Origin of the sequence: Aureispira sp. CCB-QB1 (assembly GCF_000724545.1) — a bacterium.
Lineage (GTDB): Bacteria > Bacteroidota > Bacteroidia > Chitinophagales > Saprospiraceae > Aureispira.
This window is the reverse complement of sequence record NZ_JHBV01000042.1, coordinates 154,141-172,041: the sequence shown is the minus strand read 5'-3', so window position 1 is coordinate 172,041 and position 17,901 is coordinate 154,141. Positions and strand designations below refer to the sequence as shown.

Genomic DNA, 17,901 nt, shown 5'->3' with positions numbered 1-17,901 from the left:
ACCGTACACAAATTTTAAATAAGATTTTTGTATCTTCTTTTCTTGATAAAAGAAGCAAAATCAAGGGCTTAATTTACGCTTGGATGGCTTACTCTACTCGAATACTGCATTTGTCAAATGATTGTTCCTTCGTCACAACTGACAAATGCGGACGTATTCTTCGTAGGCTTATTCTTTTGTACTACTAGTACAAGCCATCCCGATTTCCCAAGCTCCAATATGCCCCTTCAAAACAGAGTATAAGCTCTTTTTTGGAGTAGATTCTGCTTTTAATTCTTAAAAAGTAAAATCTGTATAGTTTTATAATATAAGCAAGTAGGCATAAAAATTATAGGTAAAAAAATAGCCTTATTCTTAGATTTTTTTTCTGAACGATTACTTATACTCATTAAGCTTGATACAAAACAAAGGTATGATCCTCTCCTTCTAATTCTTCTCTAATAATTGTGGCAATAATGTTCCAATCTCCACCTGCCAACCCCGCTCCAATGGCTGGATAGGCTATCTTTTTTCCCTCAAATTGTTTTTTGATCTGTTTAAAAACAGCTCGTACCGCTTCATAGTCAACTTTTCTCCCAGTTCCTCTCCAATGATATTGCGTATAAGCGTTCACTACAATCAAGTTTTTATCCTCAATATTGGCAAAACTAAAGGTACCTAATTTATCCTTTGCCCCTTTTTCGGTTTTCAAATCAGCTTCATAAGCTTCTGGAAAATGCTTTTTTATACCTTTGGCAATTCCAGCCCCCATTGTACCATAGCAATTACATCCGTGTACAATTACCTCAAAGACTCCTTCTAATGCCAACTGAATTAAGTCTCCTGTTATTGTTTTCATGTTTACGTTTTTGGTGAAGATAATTTCCTACCCTGCAAAAAGGCTTCTAGCTCTCGATTAAATAACTCTGGAGCATCCAAATTTATAAAATGTCCAGCTCCTTTGATAGACTTTAGTTGAAAATTTCCCCTAGCTTGAAAAGCTTCAATTGTACTGTCTAGGCAAGCATTTATTTCCTTATCTTTTTCTCCTACTAATAATAAGGTAGGTGCTTTAGAATTCTTAATATCCATTAGATAATCAAAATTTGCTAAATGAGGCAGACAGTAAAGAATTGCCTTTTTAGAAGCTTTGGAAATCATAGTGGCTATTTTAGCTTGAGAAAAGCTAGTGGTTCCTGCCAATCGAGACAAATTCGCTATTATTTGTATACTTAGAATTTGATACAATATTTTCATACAAGCGACCAAAAACCTTGACTTTTTGAGCTTCCCTGTTGTTCCAAATAGCGTCAAAGAAAGCAAACGATTAGGGCTTTCCTTCAAAAACTCTAAGCCAACATTTCCTCCCATTGAATTACCAACATAATGCACCTTTGCTATCTTTAATAAATCAAGCACTTGTATAAGATCATTTTTTAATTGAGTCAATGAAAAGTTTTCTGGTAAAATGTCTAAAGGTACCGTTGAATTGCCATGCCCACAAAGGCTAATCGATAAAACTTGGTATTGGGCACTAAAATAAATGTGCTGTTGTTCAAACTGACTTTGATTGGCTCCCAATCCATGTACAAAAAGAATGGTTTCAGAATGCTTACTTCCTGTCAAGCAATACTCTAACTTATAGTTATTTAACTTAATAAGATCTTTCTTCATTGCTCTCTAAAAACTAAACTTAATTCTCAAAAAAGCTACTTGAACAGGACTAACATAATACCCATTGGACTGATTTAATGAAATTTGTCCAACAATAGAAATATCCCACTTTTCATTGATGGTATACGCAAAATTAGGCGTTAAAAACAAGGCATGGCTTTCTCCTGGACTATAAACAGCTGTCACTCCTACCGAAAAAATTTCTTTAATAGGTTGTGAAAAAGTAGCAAAAATAGAATAACGATAAGGATATAAATTTCTAGCAGATGGACGATAAGCAAATAAGGCATTAGAATTGGCATTGGTAGCGCCATTGCTGTTGTACATGAAACCCGCTACCAAATAGGTTTTGCTGCTGAATAAATAATCAAAACTCACTGTTCCTGTAAAACTATGCCGATTGCTAAGGGTATCGTTAATGTTGTAAAAGTAAGACAACTCTCCTTTAAAACCAGCTCCCTTTATATTGCCAGCCCAACCGCCTCCAACAACAAGGTTTTCTTCAACAATTCCAGCCAATACTTGAAAATCATATTCCCATTTATTGGTCTTCCACAAAAAAGCAGCCGTAGCATTTTCCCATCGTGTAAAAGCTTTGGCAGCAAATTCAATGCTAGAAGCAACCCCCGTAAAGTACTGAATGCGTAAAGCATCACTTCCTGGACGTTCTTCATAATCAAAATCTGTAAAAGAGTACGTGTTAAAAATATCGTTCGGATTCCAAATCGTATTGATTCCCCAATTGATTCGCTGTCGTCCTAATCGGATATCCCAATTTCCCTTAGAATATTGAAAATAAAGACGATCCAATGTACTATGAATAACGGCACCTCGTTGGTCTAACAACACCCAAGACAAGTAATCATAATAGCCATTTTTGAGGCTATCCCCACGAACAATTGTTTGTCCATAATTGGGTTGTAACTTAATATATTCTCCAAAGAACACACGGGTTCTCAAATCTGCCTTGAATGTAAAAGCATCGTTGATGTACCACCTAAAATTTAGACGATTGTGAATCAAATTATCTTGCAACATCGCTTTTTGAGGCTGATGTATAAAATATACAGAAGTCAAATATTTCAGATAGCCATTCAACGCCCAATTTTTAGGGGCATTGGGATCTTTTTTCTTTTTTTTAGATCGTTGCTTTTTCGTAATTACACGGTCTAACTGGGTCGTGTCTTGACTAAAACTAAACGTTGGCAGAGCAATAATCCCTACTAAAAAAAGCCAATATTTTAACATACCCATTAGGAAGCAACTGTTTCGTCTGAGATAATTTTCCCATCTTCCAACGTAACAATACGACGTGCTCGATCAATAACACGCTGATCATGTGTGGAAAATAAGAAGGTAATGTTTTCTTCTTGATTTAATTGGGACATAATATCCAGCAAATCAGCCGTTGACTTGGAATCCAAATTAGCTGTCGGTTCATCCGCTAAGACAAACATCGGCTTGGATGCCAATGCTCGCGCAACAGCTACCCGTTGTTGTTGCCCCCCTGACAATTGTGCGGGTCTACGATCAATTTGATCTTCTAAACCTACGGCCTTCAAGAGTTCTTTGACCCTTGCCTCTCGTTCTTCTTGTGATTTACCTTGTAACAACATCACAAATTCCACGTTCTCCTTGGCGGTTAATACAGGAATTAAATTATAAGCTTGAAAGACAAAGCCAATATTTTGTTTTCTAAACTCAATCATCTCACTATCGGACAATTGTGCAATATCTTGGTTGCTCACCATAATATGACCACTCGTAGGAATATCTAAGCCACCAATTGCATTTAACAAAGTTGTTTTTCCCGATCCCGAAGGTCCGACCAATGCCGTAAATTCTCCTTGTCCTATTTCTAAATCTACCCCTCTCAACGCATGAACAGGAATCGTATCTGGATTATATGTTTTGGTAACCCCTTGCACTTTGATTACGTTCTCCATTTTATATTGATTATAATAGACTACTTAGCTTACTAGATCATATCCTATTGGGTTGATGAAGTCGTCTATTGTGATTAAACTATTTGATAATAAGTATCTTTCAACGTTGCTACACCGTACGCATAGCTTCGATTGGTTTTAATCGAGTTGCTTTAATAGCTGGATATAAGGCTGCTAAAATAGCGGTAATGGCAACCGCAATCGTAACTGCAATAAAAGATGAAGCATCTAAGGTCAAGAAAACCTGATCGCTCAATCCAAACTTATCCATTCCTTTTCCATAAGCACTCAAATCAATCCCCTTGCTGCCGTAATAACTGACGGTTAGAAACCCTAGAAATAATCCCACAGGTGCAGCAATCATAGTTAAGCAGAGAGTTTCTACCACAATCATCAAAAACACCTGTAAGCGTTTCATCCCTACCGCCATTAGCATTCCCAATTCTTTTGTTCGCTCTAGTACCGCCATTAACATAGTATTGATAATACCAAAAATTAATGCTAGCATTACGATAAAAATAACCGCATAAGTTGAGACAGACATTTGAGACTCATACAAATTAACATCAGGTGATATTTCCTTGTAATTTTGCACCAAAGCATTTGGGAAAGCAGCTGCTAATGCCCGCTTAGTAGTATCCAAATCATCTAAGTCATTTAGTAGTAAAGCAACTTCGTGCGTAATTGGCGTTCCCCCCATCAAACGATTTAGGTCAGCTTGCCGAACCAAAACGTTGCTCTCCTCAAAAATAGCATTTCCAATTTCATAAATTCCAACTACTTTAAACGCCGCAGAAACACTTGTGCCATCCTTTTGTTGAAAGCTCAGAATAGGTTTTGATTTTAACTTAAGTTGCATTTTTTCAGCCAGCCGACTACTAATAAGAATCGGATTTTTACTCTTGGTAGCATCCAAATAACTTCCCTCTACCAATTTTTCATTTAGCCGAGTTAAGTTGGCTTCTTCTTCTGGCACTATACCTCTAATTTGAATCCCTCTAGACCCTCTCGCTGTGGCTAACATTCCACTATTAATCGTTCTAGTAGCAAATGCTTTAACGGTCGAATTTTCTTTTAAATTGGCGACAATCGAAGGAGTATTTTCTAAGGTATACTGCACCTCTTTTTCATCCATAAATTTAGGATGATGCAACTGAATGTGTGAGATTTCATTCTCAATGGCACCACTTATGTAAGAATTGATAAACCCTGCCGTAAAGGACAAAATAAATATCAACGCCCAGACACCAACCAAGACAGAGCCCATTACGGTAAAACTTCTAATTTTATTCCGCCAGATGTTCCGCCATGCTATTTTGAAAATCATATTATTATTATTTTGTTAAAACAACGGTTATCACGAATAGATTTGCAAGAGCGTATTCATCAAAACGCTTTATCATAACAAGAACTACGTTTCATGACAATCGTTATAAGCATAATCATTTATTAGGCAGTGCATCAAGCACGCATTGCATCAATGGGTTTCATTTTCCAAATTTGAAGACAAGGATACAGAGCTAAAACAGTTGTAATACACAACACAATAATCCCTTGAGTATAAAAAATATCCACGTCTGTAGACGCTGGTAATTTTGCCTCGATTCCAAATTTGGCATAAGTTTCCGCCATGTCTCCTGTTACCACAATAGGATTAATAGATAAATAATACATCAATCCATAGGCTACAGCAATACCGACAAAAGCCCCTAACAGCCCCAAAAAGATCGTTTCTATCCATGTAATGAGTGCCAATTTACTCCGTTTCATGCCGATAGAAATTAAGACACCAAACTCTCGTTGGCGTTCTTTGGTCATCATCAGTATGACTCCTAGTATTCCAAAAGAAACAATAAAATATAGGATGAATACCGTAATCACATTACTACTTTCTTTTAAGTCTTTCATTTCCATCAACTCAGGCATCATTTTTTGCCAACTCAATACATCGTAAGCAGAAGCTGTATCTAGTGTTGACATTAGGCTACTCAATGCCAACTCGGCAGCATTTTTGTCGTTAATATCTAAAACAGCAGTCGTTACTAAGTTGGGTGCTCCATAAAACCATTGTGCTACTTTTAAAGGCATATAGACCATCGTAGCACTCATATCTGGCGCTCCAAACGAAACGATTCCTTTTATGGGATACTTCCCTGCTGCATTTACCCCTCTATAGCCTTGACTAATCAATACAATCGTATCTCCAACTCCTAATTTGAGTTTTTCTGCCAAACCTTCTCCAACAAGAACGGCTTCATCCTCTTTGGTCAAATAAGTTCCAGTCACGACTCGTTTGTCTAGCCCTGTCAAAGCAGCCTCTTTTTGAGGAGCAATTCCTACCACCAAAGCACTTTTTGTAATTTTCTTGTAAGAAGCTAGGGCAAAAGATTCTAACCTTGGGGCAAGATCATTCACCCCAGAAGTTGCTTTTATGGTCGTCACCAAGTCTGGAGATAACTCAAAAGAATTATCTAAGAACCGTTCGTCCCAGTACCCTTTGTGTGTTACTTGGACATATCCCGTATAGAAACTAACAGAATCATTGATCATTTTATCAAAAATACCTCGATTCATCGCTTCTATAGTAACAGCAAATAAAACGGCAAAAAAGATAGACGCTGCTGTAATTAGCGTCCTTCTTCGATTTCGCCAAATATTCCGCCACGCAATTTTAAGTATCATTTTTTAACATTTTGTAGGATGAATAGATAGGTTCTATCGAACGCGTTTCATATTCTGAGTAGAAAAGAACCGATCGTCAAATTTACTGTCAAATTCGAGGCTTGTATATTCCAATATGGTCTTATGACCTTCCTCATCAGCAGGGATAAGAACCATTTTAGCAGGCAATAATCGCCCTCCTATTTTCTTAATATTTTGACCATAATTGGTGTCCACCAATTCGCCATCTTCATCGTAGTGTTCCGTTTTTAAGTTAAGATAATCCTTTGCATCAATCCAAACAATTACTTTTCCCCAGACAACTGGTGCCTCTTCATTGGGAATCATTTCAATCTTATAGCATTCTCTACCTTCGATAGTTTCTTTGCCCAATAATTCATGTTGATAATCATTAACAATAGAAGATTGGCGCACCAAATCATCGTTTTTAAAATCCGATCCCATCCAAGATTGCATCATCATAGAAGGAGGCATTTTAATGGTACGATCAATCGATGGTTGAAAATTCCACATCTCTTTTTCTCGTTTCAAGTAGGTAATTCCTTTTTCACGTGCTGGTGCCGTAATCAAAATCAAGGAATAATCAGCGCCATCTGCCCAACTTTTGAACTCCATTGTACGCGACCAAGTTGGACGAACTATGGTCATTTTCATGCTAGACGTTATTCGCCCACCAAAAGCATTGTCGTCCATTTTTTGTACAATTTCTTTGGCAGATTGTCCATAGCTAGCCATAAAGGTTCCTAGCCACAAAAAGCCCATTAATAGAATATTTTTCATCATTTTTTTCGTTTAATTTATCAATATAGATAATGATTTTTTGATCATTTTAACGCCCCAATCGATCTAACCACTTTTATAGTAAATACTAGAACACTTACTTTCTCTACTCATTCATCTTCGTGAACCAACAAACCATAAAAAAAGAAATTCGTCAATTCCATTGTCAATTCTTGTGGACTATCATAATGCACCAACAAAGCATCGTCCAACACCATTTCTCTCATTTTTAGCAATTGATATCGCATAAATTCACGCTTAATCCCAGGACGTACGTAGCCTTCTTTTTGAGCTTGTTCATAATCATCCAAAACCAAATCCATCATAACTTCTCCCTTAGCATAGATATATTCCAACAAACCTAAGTCATTATTTTTATAAATATCTGTAATAAACTCTTGGCTGATATTTTTACTATTCCTTGCTTTGGCCAACAACGTCTCCTTTACTTTTTGAGCAAATGGGATGTTTTGTTCCATAATGGCTTTGTATTCTTGTATTCCTTCTTCAAACACTAAATCTAAAATTGTTTTTGCCAAGTCTATTTTGTTGTCAAAAAACTTATAAAAGGTCATTTTACTTGTTTTTGCTTCCTTACAAATTTCTTGTATAGATACTCGTTTGACACCATGTTTCCAGAATAACTCTTTCGCTGTTTTCAAAATAGCTTGACACTTCTTATTCTCTAAATCTCTACTCATATACTTTTTCTAATCTTACATTCTCAAACTTACGTTTTCAAATAAAAGTTCCCAAAAACGTAAACTAATACTACAAACGTAAACTTTTTTTATATGAATTCCAATTTTTTTAATTAATAGTCATCAATTTTTCTGTTACTACATGGTTTCTATAGACTTGTGCATTAGTATTAATTTTATTATTAGCTTTTTAGAGCGAAAGCAAACAAATACACATCTTATTAATAATCAATAATATACCACTAAAAAATCACGTCACATAGTTAGTAGTTAGCTTTGCTGCTACTTCGTGGTTTCAACGACCACGTAGTAGCAGCAAAGCTAACTATTGATAGTAGCAGCATAGCTAAAATGAAGAATAAGGAAAGGTGTTTAGACTAAGTTACTATTGTGGATAATGTATTGAATGGAATTTGGGGAAACACTTAAGGCAAGGATAAAACACCTAACAAACTCGGTTAAGTTCTGGTCATGTATAAAAATAAAAAAAAGAGACACTTGGGGAGTAAGCATCTCTATTCTAACCTTTCTAATAATTAAACTTTTATTCGGCAATAGATGATTAGAAAGTTGGGAAATTGGGACAATTCTATTTTTATCTCAAGTAGTTGGTTATGGTCTTATGAAACAAATTCCAATCTCCAACTTCTAATCTTCATCATCTATTATAGTTACTTTTCCACACTAGTAAAAGGAATCAATCCGTCTTTAGGTCTTAAATTGCAGGATGATGCTCCTATACATCGTCGCATGGTTATCTTTAATAAGTTGACTAAAATGCTGACTGCTGAAAAAAAGAGATAACCTTCGTATTCCTACAAAGGCATCTCTTCAAATTTAAGACAGACAGATAAGACAACTTGCATTGTTTCTTTTTCAAATAGGTTTGGGTTTAGTTCCCTACTCTTTAGGCGATTAGGCTCTCAGATTTTCTCAGAAACCCTAATTGCCCTTTGAGTAAAAACTAATCAAGCTTCATGGATTTTGGGTTTTTAGGTATTGTGTTCTGGGTACTTTAATTGTATTACAATATCTTAGCTATGAATATCAATTAGGGTCAAACTCTACTTGAATCTTTGTGTTTATTTAAGTGAGTTCTTTTTTTTAGAACTTAATTATTATTAGGAAGCATTTCCTCCTAACGACAGGTCAAATATAAAGCAGCTTTTTGGTAGTTCCAAATTTTTTTGTGATTTTTTTGCTTATTTTTATCAAAAATATAATCAAATTAATTCAAAATAAACTACAAAAAACAACTAAACACCACACAAAAACCTAAAAATCAATACAATAACCAAATAAACACCATTTTGCATTTACAAATAAAAAATCTATCTTTTTTATGCTAACATCAATTTTATGTTGATGTTAAGTTCTTTTAGTTCATATTTTTTAGTTTATTGTAAAAATGAAATTATCTACTTTAATCAAAAACAAAGTTAGCATACATACGTTATGAAAATTATTTGTGTTGGTCGCAACTATGCTGCCCATGCCGCAGAACTCAACAATCCTGTTCCTCAAACACCACTTTTATTTCTAAAACCAGATACTGCTCAGCTACTAGATGGCTATCCACTGTTTTATCCTGACTTTACCAAAGACTTGCATTATGAAGTAGAGGTCCTACTCAAAATATGTAAAAACGGTAAGCATATTGCACCAGAATTTGCGTCTACTTATTACAAGGAAGTATCGGTAGGCATTGACTTTACTGCACGTGACATACAAGATGCCTGCAAAAAAAAGGGACACCCTTGGGAAATTGCAAAAGCATGGAACCATTCAGCAGCAATTGGTCGTTTTATTCCCATCGAAGAAGCTCGAAACCAACATGGAGAGATTGAGTTTTCTCTCACTAAAAATGGGGAAACAGTACAACAAGGCATTAGCAGTGATATGCTGACAGGCTTTGATGATTTGATTGCTTATATTTCAAAATATTTTATGCTACTGCGAGGTGATGTTATCTTTACAGGAACTCCTAAAGGTGTCGGTCCAGTGCAAATTGGAGATAAATTAGAGGGCTTTATTGGAAAACAATCGCTGCTCAACTGTTCTATTAAATAAATACGCAATAAAGTGATACTTTATAAAACTTATTCTTAATTCTCATGCGAACTAATAATTAAAAAAGAATTTGGACTCTTAAAAGCAGCAAAAATTGCCAAACAGTCCAAATCCTTTTTTTAGGGTTCTTTACCTTAAACAATAAGTTACATCGTTTTTATAGAATTTTTTCTGGACAATTACTTATTTTTCAAAAAAAATAGGGTTGTTTAAAAACTCATGATCCGTCAACGTTTTCAAAAAAGCAATTATCGCTTCTTTTTCTGAAGCAGATAGCGGAATTCCCAAATTCCCATTAGCTTGTATTAGCTCTGAAGCAAGGGTAGCAGAATTAACAAGTCCATCGCTGTAATGCTCCAACACTTCTTCTAAGGTAAAGAATTTTGCATTGTGCATATAAGGAGCAGTCACCGCTACATTTCGCAAACTAGGAACTTTGAATTTTCCTATATCCAATGGATTTGCAGAGATTCGTGCACGTCCTGAATCTGAAAAAACACTATCTATGCCATTGTTAAAATAGGCTTGGTTGGTAAATAAAATTCCAGCGTGACAATGCTCACAATGCTCATCAAACAAACGCAACCCTTTTAATTCTTGTTCGGTTAAGTTCGCCTCTCCTTGCAGATGAGCATCATATTTAGAATGATTCGATACCATTAACAGCATAAATTGCGCTAGTGCATCCATCAATAAAGGCATATTAATTTCCGTTGTCTTAAAAGCAGCTTGAAAAAGAGCAGGATACTCTGGGTCGTTTTTAATTTTAGCAATAACAGCAGCAATGCCTTCTCCCATTTCTACAGGGTTTTCAATTGCATTAATCGGCACAAAATCTAAGTGCGTCACTCCCCCATCCCAAAAGAACTCTTGCATGAAAGCTAAATTGGCTAAACTAGGAGCATTTCGAGTGCCTACCAACCCACTAATCCCTATACTAAATGGATTCGATGGAAGATCTGCAAATGAAAAAGACTGTTTGTGGCAAGAACTACAGGAAGTACTCTCATCTACAGATAAAATAGGGTCAAAGAACAGCTTCTTTCCTAGCTCAAATCCTTCTTTTGTGATTTCGTTATTATAAAAAGTATAAGTAGGCTCAGGAAAATTACTTGGCGCTACAAATTTATATGGTTCCTTAGCTGTAGTTATTTTGTCTTCTTGACAAGCTGTCATTCCAAACAACAAACCTACACACCCTATTAGCAAGTAGCTAATAGGGTATCTAGATTTTTTAGAATAGATAAACGACATTTAGTTCCCGTGTATGCCGTGTACCATAAATGCATCTTCTAAACTATGGGCAATGTCTGCGCCTGCTGCTGGGCTCATCACCATATTGGTAGTCGAAAAATCTACTGCATGATGACCATCCAATACAGCTAAAAGGTTCATTATGATATGAGCTTCCAAATCTGAACTTTCCGTCACTTCGGCATTCGTAGGAAAGTCCAATGTTATGCGTTTCACGTTATTTGTCAAACTAGCATTACCTGCAATTTCTTTCCATCCACCTATGTGAAATCTAAACGTGTTGTCTGCTCTAGTAGATGCAGGCGAAGTACCTTCCATTTTATAAAAAATATATCCTGAATCCCAATTCCACAACCATCCGCCATTAGCTGGATCTAAAACACCTCCTGTTGCACCATCTTGTACATAATCGGCTTCAACACCTAATGTAAAAGTGATTTTGTTGTATGTTCCAACTGGTACATTTTTTAATGTAATCGATTGTGAGTTAGCATCGGATTCCAATACTTGATAAAAACCGTTCACTTCGGCTGCTGTAGCTCCTGTTGTTACCTCATCAGAATAAGTTTCCCCATTCGGACCTGTCAATTCAATACGAGAAACATAATATCCCAATGTTTGAAGGTTAAATTTTTGGTTCATCTGAGTAGAAAACGGATAATCTGTACTTCCCGCTGCACTCAAAGTCACAGCATCTGATCCTACCTTATTATCAAATTCTAAGCTAAACTGACCATACTTGCTTGTCTCTTTTTCGCAAGCAGTAAAGGAGAATAAAAGTATTGTCAAACCCAATAAAATATATGATAAATTTTTCATTTTTTTTTAAATTTTAAGTTGTTTTGAATAGTAGTTAGCCACACTTTTACAATGTAGTTTTAACAAACATTACTCCGTTGAAAAATCGTATTAGTTTGATTATCAGCAAGATGCACCTTTATTAACCTTTACACTAAAAGACTGATAATCAAACTAATGCAAGATGCTTTTTTACGTTTTTCGTAGGAAAACTAAAAAATCAACGGAGTATTAAACAAACTATTCCTATAATAAAAATCCGTCCTACGATTCTGCATCACAGAACAATAGGTTCTCCTAGACTTATCTTTCTATCATGATGGTATTATATAATAACACCCGTCATTCCAAAAGATAAACCTCAAAACATACATTATACTTGAAGGTACTACTTGTCAATAATCCACTTAATTAGACGGAGTTAGGCGATTTTATCTTTCTCCAATTTTCGGAACCAATAAAATCGACATAAAAAGCACCTCTGAAGCCTATATGAAGGCATATAGATCAGTTATAAAATGTAGTTATAATACTCAAAATTCAAAAACAGGTAGGCGGTCGGAGTACCTTAGTTATCCATAGCCTAGCGTACAAGCCCATATCTTCGAAAAAAATGGTTTTGGCTATTTGAACAACATGAACAGGCGAATAATAAGATGAGAATGAAAATGGTTTTGATTCTTGTGGTATAAAGAAATCAAAAAATTGTACTTTCTTCAATGACAAAGGACTATCTTCTGATTCTTGTTGTTTTTTTATTTGCTTTTTTAGATAACACTTACCATCACACTCTAAAGCAGGTTTTTGTTTATTTTCACATAGTGTTGAAGCAATATATCTTTGATTACATTTGAAACTGACAAATGTAATAATGGTTTTTGAGGTATGAGAGACCAACAATACCAATAATAATATATTAAGAAGATATTTCAACAATAGAGGAAATTAACCAATAAATTAGGTTTCTGAACAATTAAGGGAATACTTAATCGAATAAATGTAGTTCAAAAGATTAAACTGTGCAACAATGTACACTTTTTTAACAGCAAAAAGGCATTTTTTTCTCAAAAAAAAGCGGCTCCATACCTTTTAATATTTTCCTTAAAAAAATTGGAAAAAAATGTTATTTTTGTGTGCCCTAAAAAGGCAGTTATTTGTAGTTTTAGATTTGGTGAAACTACGAATTAAAGAATATTAATTTTGTCCGTATTATAAAAATTGATTGTGATGAATACAGATTATATGACTCCAGATACGTCTGAAGACCTACAAATGATTCGCGAAAGTGCGCGTAATTTTGCAGAAAAACATATCCGTCCACATGTAATGGAATGGGATGAAGCGCAACATTTTCCTAAAGACTTATTCCACAAAATGGGTGAGCAAGGATTCATGGGAGTCTTGGTTCCTGAAGAATATGGGGGCTCTGGCTTGGGATATCAAGAATACATTACAATTATAGAAGAGACGACAAAAGTATGTAGCTCTATTGGGTTGTCTCTTGCTGCACACAACTCTTTGGGAACAAACCACATTTTGTCGTTTGGTACTGAAGAGCAAAAACAAAAGTACTTGCCTAAATTAGCATCTGGTGAGCACATTGCTTTTTGGGGATTGACAGAAGCAAACACAGGTTCTGACGCAGGAAGAATGCAGTGTGTTGCCAAAAAAGATGGTGATTATTATGTCATCAATGGTACTAAAAACTGGATTACACATGGTCGTTCTGGTGATGTAGGGGTTGTAATCGTTCGTACAGGTGAGCCTTTGGATAGTCACGGCATGAGTGCCTTTATTATCGAACGTGATATGGAAGGTTTTTCTGGTGGTAAAAAAGAGAACAAGTTGGGGATGCGTGCTTCAGAAACTGCGGAACTAATCTTTGACAACTGTCGTGTACACAAAAGCCAATTACTTGGTAAAGAGGGAGAAGGTTTTATCCAATCTATGAAAATACTAGATGGTGGGCGTATTTCTATTGGTGCTTTGTCATTGGGAATTGCCAAAGGTTCTTACGATGCTGCCTTGAAATACTCTAAAGAGCGAGAGCAATTTGGCAAACCAATTTCTAGCTTCCAAGCAATTTCTTTCAAGTTGGCAGATATGGCTACCGAAATTGAAGCATCTGAGTTGTTGATTCGCAAAGCAGGACATCTAAAAAATAACCATTTGCCTGTTACTAAAATTTCAGCTATGGCCAAGTACTATGCCTCTGAAGCTTGTGTAAGAGCAGCTACTGAAGCAGTGCAAATTCATGGTGGATATGGTTTCACGAAAGATTTTCCAGTTGAAAAATTCTTCCGTGACTGTAAACTATGTACTATCGGTGAAGGAACATCAGAAATTCAAAAACTAGTTATTTCTAGAAAAATCTTAAAAGACTAAAACCAATTTTGAGATTGATACAGTGCTACTTTATACTGTTATCAAACCAATCAAAAGATCTGTTTTTAGTTAAAAAATACAATCTACCTAGAACCTGTTAATATTTAACAGGTTCTTTTTTCTTTTTAAAAGAATCGTGCCTATTTTGCCCTCCAATCTCTCAAAACAAAAATACCAACTCAATGAAACGATATTTTTATAGTGTAATCGCCCTTTTGTTATATTGCTCTTTCACACAAGCCCAACAAATGGGTTTTGGAGCAAAAGGAGGCTTGTTAGTTGGCACACAACAAAGTAAACGTGCTTTAATTTCTTATCATGCTGACCTTGTTTTTGAATCAATGGGAAAATGGCAAGGCGAAAACACCCCTCGACGCTTGGGTTTTGTCGCGCAATTGGGATACCACAGAAGAGGGGCTTCTTATAATTCTGGTTTCTTTGGCACCAATACCTTTGTTGTCAACGATCTTTTTCACAATATTTCTTTAGCTACCTTATTAAAAGGAAATTTTAGGCTTAGCCCAAGTGTTTTGCCTTATTATGCAGCAGGGGTTCGATTAGATGTAACAGTCGCCAACGATGTTGTTAATAATTTGGATGCTCAAGGTGTTACGCCACTTAATTTTGGATTTTGGTTGGGTGCTGGCATTGACTGGGAACCTCCTAAATTACCATTTGGCTTATTTTTTGAAATCAATGTAAGTCCTGATGTAACGCCACAAGTGTTTTTCAGGCGGGGAACACAGGTGCAATATGTAGATCCGTTTAGATCAACTACTTCTGTTAGAACATTTAGTGAAGATTATAAAATTATCAACCTAAGTATTGAAGTTACCCTTGGGGTTAAGTTTATTATTAGAAAAGACGTAGAACCAGAGAGCTATTAGGCTCTCTTTTGTCCGCAGTATAAGCTGTTGAGTTTATTTTCTTTTGCTGTAATTTCTTGCTTTACTAGTTTCAAAACATGAATCCAACTATAATTCGTTACAACTTGTTTTAACAGTAGGTTTAAATACTAGTTTATGAGTTTAATTGTCGTACAATATTTTTATGATTTGCCAGCATTGTCTTTAGCTAAAAGGCAATTAGAAGCTGCTGGTATTGAAACGGTCACTAGAGATGAATTGACCTTGCAGGTATACAGTATAGAAGCAAGAGCGACTGGAGGCGCTAAATTGCTGGTTCACAAAAAGGATTATGCAAAAGCTTCTCAAATTTTGATAGAAGGAGGGTTTATTACAGCCAATGAAAACCCAAAAGATTTCTGGATTGTAGATTTTCTAGACACTCTTTCAAGGCCCATTCCGGGTGTAAAACAGCTTCCAAAAGAGCTTCGTATTGTTATCGTTTGCTTTATTCTCATTGCTATTCCCTTTGGCTTAGCATTGCTTATGTCTATTTAAAAACATAGTTTAGGATGTCTCACTGTCTTCTTGATAAAGCTCTGGAGCTGCTTTTTTCATACGTTCGTAATCTTTGATCAACCAATAATACACCAAGGTAGCAACACCATACATAACGACTGTCATCATAAAAATATTCACATAAGCAACTTCCCAAGCTCTCAAAACACCAAAAATAACAGAGCTAAAAAACCAAGCTCCCGACCAAATAGATGCATTTAAAGCGCCCATCATTTCTTGATTTCGTTCTCCAACATAATACATTGTCATTTCGGTAATCGCAGGTGAAGCAACTTGCATCAATGGTTGACGAATCAAAAAGGCCACTACCGCTATCATAGCAGCCCATTCCCAATTGGCATACCACTCTGTTGACGCCATAATAAACAAAGCGCCAACAGCCAAAGTTTGAAAACCATTGACAACTACATTGTAGCCCCATTTTCGTCGAATTGCAGGGACAAATAGCATGACAATAGTTACCAATACAAAGCTCAAAGAGCCAAACAAAGAAAATGCTTTGGAATCAATACCGTGCACGCCCAAGAAAAATAAATTGATAAATGGAATGGTTAAGCCTGCTCCTGTTGCAATTAATATAGTTGGAAAAACAGCGATGCCTATTTTCTTCCACTCATAAGCATGCAAAAAGGTTTGAATAGGCACACGATTCGAGATATTTTCCTTTACCTTAATTTTAGAAACAAACCAAACACTTGTAAAGCCTAACAAACCAAATACTTTTAAGACTGTTCCCTCTGTAAAAAAATTAGGCGCAATAGAATTTAAAATATAATTCAACATACCTGAGACAAAAGCCGTTGCACTAAATACTTGAAAATAAAGCGTAACTGCTTCTGAATGTCGTTCTTTAGGCGTATTTAATATAATAAATGGCATTGCTGTTACACTAATACAAATTGTTCCCATTCCAAACAAAAAAACCAATACATAGACCATTTTTGTATAACCGTATTCCAAAGCGAATAGAACAGACAAAATGAATGTTGGTGTAATAACAGAAGCTAAACGAAAAAATTTAAGTAGTTCTCTCCCTTTTATTAATAATCCTAATGGAAAGGCAAATAAGACAACCGCAGCATACTTATAAGAAATTAAATGTGCTATTTCACTATCGACATAACCTAATTTTTTTAAATGAAAATTGAACAATATGAACAGGGATGCGTCTATCAATTGTATAAAGAACACCGCCCCCATTAGGTAAAGAATGTGAGAAGGAACTTTAGCAAAATCACTAAGTATTCTTTTTATCATAACAATTGTTTCCTATTTTTTAGATATTAACGTAGTTCAAAACTTGGTTCAAATGTACAGCGTTTTGCTTTAAATAGTAGATGTTGTATCAAAATCTTTAATCATGCCTTTGTCTTATTAGTACTTATTTTAAATAGAAAAATATCCTATCATTATCCTAATAAAAATGTCAAACTATGTTATTGGAATCTATTCTTACAGTTATTATTATCAATACAATTGGTTTCGTTTGGGGATACACCCAACAAAGCGATAAAGCTACCGACTTATTTTATAGCATTAGTTTTGCTTCTTTGACAGGAGTGTTGTGGTTTCAAGGAGCCAATAGCTGGATGCACCACTTATTGCTCCTTATGATTATGAGTTGGAGCATTCGGTTAGGAAGCTATCTATTTAAACGTATCCATGCTATGAATAAAGACGATCGTTTTGATAAATTACGGCAGGATTTCATTCGTTTTGCTGGTTTTTGGCTACTTCAAGCAAGTAGTGTTTTAATTTTATCCATCCCTATTATTATCATTTACCAAACCCCTAATATCATTTTAACAGCAATTCATGTTTTAGGTCTGTTGATTTGGTTGTTTGGTTTTATTATAGAAACGATTGCCGATCAACAAAAATTTACTTTTCGTCAAAATCCAACTAATAATGGACAATTCATACAATCTGGACTCTGGCAGTATGTACAACATCCCAATTATACAGGTGAAATTCTTTGTTGGATAGGGATTTTTATTTGCGCTACACCTTCTCTACAGAAATGGGAATGGTTAGCAATTATTAGTCCCCTTTGGATTATTTTTCTATTAGTTTTTGTTAGTGGAATTCCTTTGCTACAAAAGGCAGCACAAAAAAAATACGGCCACCTAGAAAGTTATCAAAGCTACCAAAAGAATACTTCTTTATTAGTTCCCTTTTTATACTAAATTCCCTATCTTTCATTGTAGG

The 17,901-nt window shown here is 35.4% G+C and carries 16 protein-coding genes; 5 read left to right on the top strand and 11 right to left on the bottom strand.

Annotated features, from left to right (window positions below; translation table 11 throughout):
- Positions 1–388 precede the first annotated feature (388 nt).
- The 8 genes from CG11_RS22940 to CG11_RS22905 form a co-directional block, all read right to left on the bottom strand.
- Positions 389–838 (bottom strand): macro domain-containing protein, encoded by a 450-nt coding sequence (locus CG11_RS22940; protein WP_052599191.1) that lies wholly within the window; start codon positions 836–838, stop codon positions 389–391.
- A gap of 2 nt (positions 839–840) precedes the next feature.
- Positions 841–1,653 carry an alpha/beta fold hydrolase gene (locus CG11_RS22935; protein WP_052599190.1) on the bottom strand — a complete coding sequence of 271 codons (813 nt, stop codon included), beginning with the start codon at positions 1,651–1,653 and terminating at the stop codon, positions 841–843.
- Positions 1,654–1,659: 6 nt separating this feature from the next.
- Positions 1,660–2,907 (bottom strand): hypothetical protein, encoded by a 1,248-nt coding sequence (locus tag CG11_RS22930; RefSeq protein ID WP_052599189.1) that lies wholly within the window; start codon positions 2,905–2,907, stop codon positions 1,660–1,662.
- Positions 2,907–3,599, bottom strand: a complete 693-nt coding sequence (locus tag CG11_RS22925; RefSeq protein WP_052599188.1) for an ABC transporter ATP-binding protein — start codon at positions 3,597–3,599, stop codon at positions 2,907–2,909. Before CG11_RS22925 ends, CG11_RS22930 begins: the two co-directional genes overlap by 1 nt.
- A gap of 109 nt (positions 3,600–3,708) precedes the next feature.
- Positions 3,709–4,926, bottom strand: coding sequence for an ABC transporter permease (locus CG11_RS22920; protein ID WP_063833187.1), 1,218 nt, complete (start codon positions 4,924–4,926; stop codon positions 3,709–3,711).
- A gap of 134 nt (positions 4,927–5,060) precedes the next feature.
- Positions 5,061–6,281 carry an FtsX-like permease family protein gene (locus CG11_RS22915; RefSeq protein ID WP_052599186.1) on the bottom strand — a complete coding sequence of 407 codons (1,221 nt, stop codon included), beginning with the start codon at positions 6,279–6,281 and terminating at the stop codon, positions 5,061–5,063.
- Positions 6,282–6,314: 33 nt separating this feature from the next.
- Entirely contained in the window at positions 6,315–7,064 is a 750-nt protein-coding gene (locus tag CG11_RS22910; protein ID WP_081909630.1) for an outer membrane lipoprotein-sorting protein, read from the bottom strand.
- A 107-nt stretch (positions 7,065–7,171) separates the two neighbouring features.
- On the bottom strand, positions 7,172–7,762 hold the full coding sequence (locus tag CG11_RS22905) for a TetR/AcrR family transcriptional regulator (protein WP_052599184.1): 591 nt from the start codon (positions 7,760–7,762) through the stop codon (positions 7,172–7,174).
- A gap of 1,455 nt (positions 7,763–9,217) precedes the next feature.
- Here CG11_RS22905 and CG11_RS22895 point away from each other — a divergent pair.
- Positions 9,218–9,832, top strand: coding sequence for a fumarylacetoacetate hydrolase family protein (locus tag CG11_RS22895; protein WP_052599182.1), 615 nt, complete (start codon positions 9,218–9,220; stop codon positions 9,830–9,832).
- 183 nt (positions 9,833–10,015) lie between these two features.
- Here the strand turns inward: CG11_RS22895 and CG11_RS22890 are convergent, their stop codons facing one another.
- Both CG11_RS22890 and CG11_RS22885 read right to left on the bottom strand, forming a co-directional pair.
- Positions 10,016–11,086, bottom strand: coding sequence for a cytochrome-c peroxidase (locus CG11_RS22890; protein ID WP_197043917.1), 1,071 nt, complete (start codon positions 11,084–11,086; stop codon positions 10,016–10,018).
- Complete coding sequence (locus tag CG11_RS22885; RefSeq protein WP_052599181.1) at positions 11,087–11,905, bottom strand: MbnP family protein; 819 nt, start codon at positions 11,903–11,905, stop codon at positions 11,087–11,089. It abuts the gene before it with no gap.
- A gap of 1,206 nt (positions 11,906–13,111) precedes the next feature.
- Between CG11_RS22885 and CG11_RS22875 the strand changes: the two genes are divergently transcribed.
- From CG11_RS22875 to CG11_RS22865, 3 genes are all read left to right on the top strand, one after another.
- Entirely contained in the window at positions 13,112–14,269 is a 1,158-nt protein-coding gene (locus CG11_RS22875) for an acyl-CoA dehydrogenase family protein (protein WP_052599179.1), read from the top strand.
- A 182-nt stretch (positions 14,270–14,451) separates the two neighbouring features.
- On the top strand, positions 14,452–15,156 hold the full coding sequence (locus CG11_RS22870) for a hypothetical protein (RefSeq protein ID WP_052599178.1): 705 nt from the start codon (positions 14,452–14,454) through the stop codon (positions 15,154–15,156).
- Between the two features lie 135 nt (positions 15,157–15,291).
- Complete coding sequence (locus CG11_RS22865) at positions 15,292–15,672, top strand: DUF2007 domain-containing protein (RefSeq protein ID WP_052599177.1); 381 nt, start codon at positions 15,292–15,294, stop codon at positions 15,670–15,672.
- 9 nt (positions 15,673–15,681) lie between these two features.
- On the opposite strand, the gene CG11_RS22860 is transcribed toward CG11_RS22865, so the two are convergent.
- Positions 15,682–16,950 carry an MFS transporter gene (locus tag CG11_RS22860; protein ID WP_052599176.1) on the bottom strand — a complete coding sequence of 423 codons (1,269 nt, stop codon included), beginning with the start codon at positions 16,948–16,950 and terminating at the stop codon, positions 15,682–15,684.
- 176 nt (positions 16,951–17,126) lie between these two features.
- Between CG11_RS22860 and CG11_RS22855 the strand changes: the two genes are divergently transcribed.
- Positions 17,127–17,879: a DUF1295 domain-containing protein gene (locus CG11_RS22855; protein WP_052599175.1), complete on the top strand. Its 753-nt coding sequence runs from the start codon at positions 17,127–17,129 to the stop codon at positions 17,877–17,879.
- Positions 17,880–17,901: the final 22 nt, after the last annotated feature.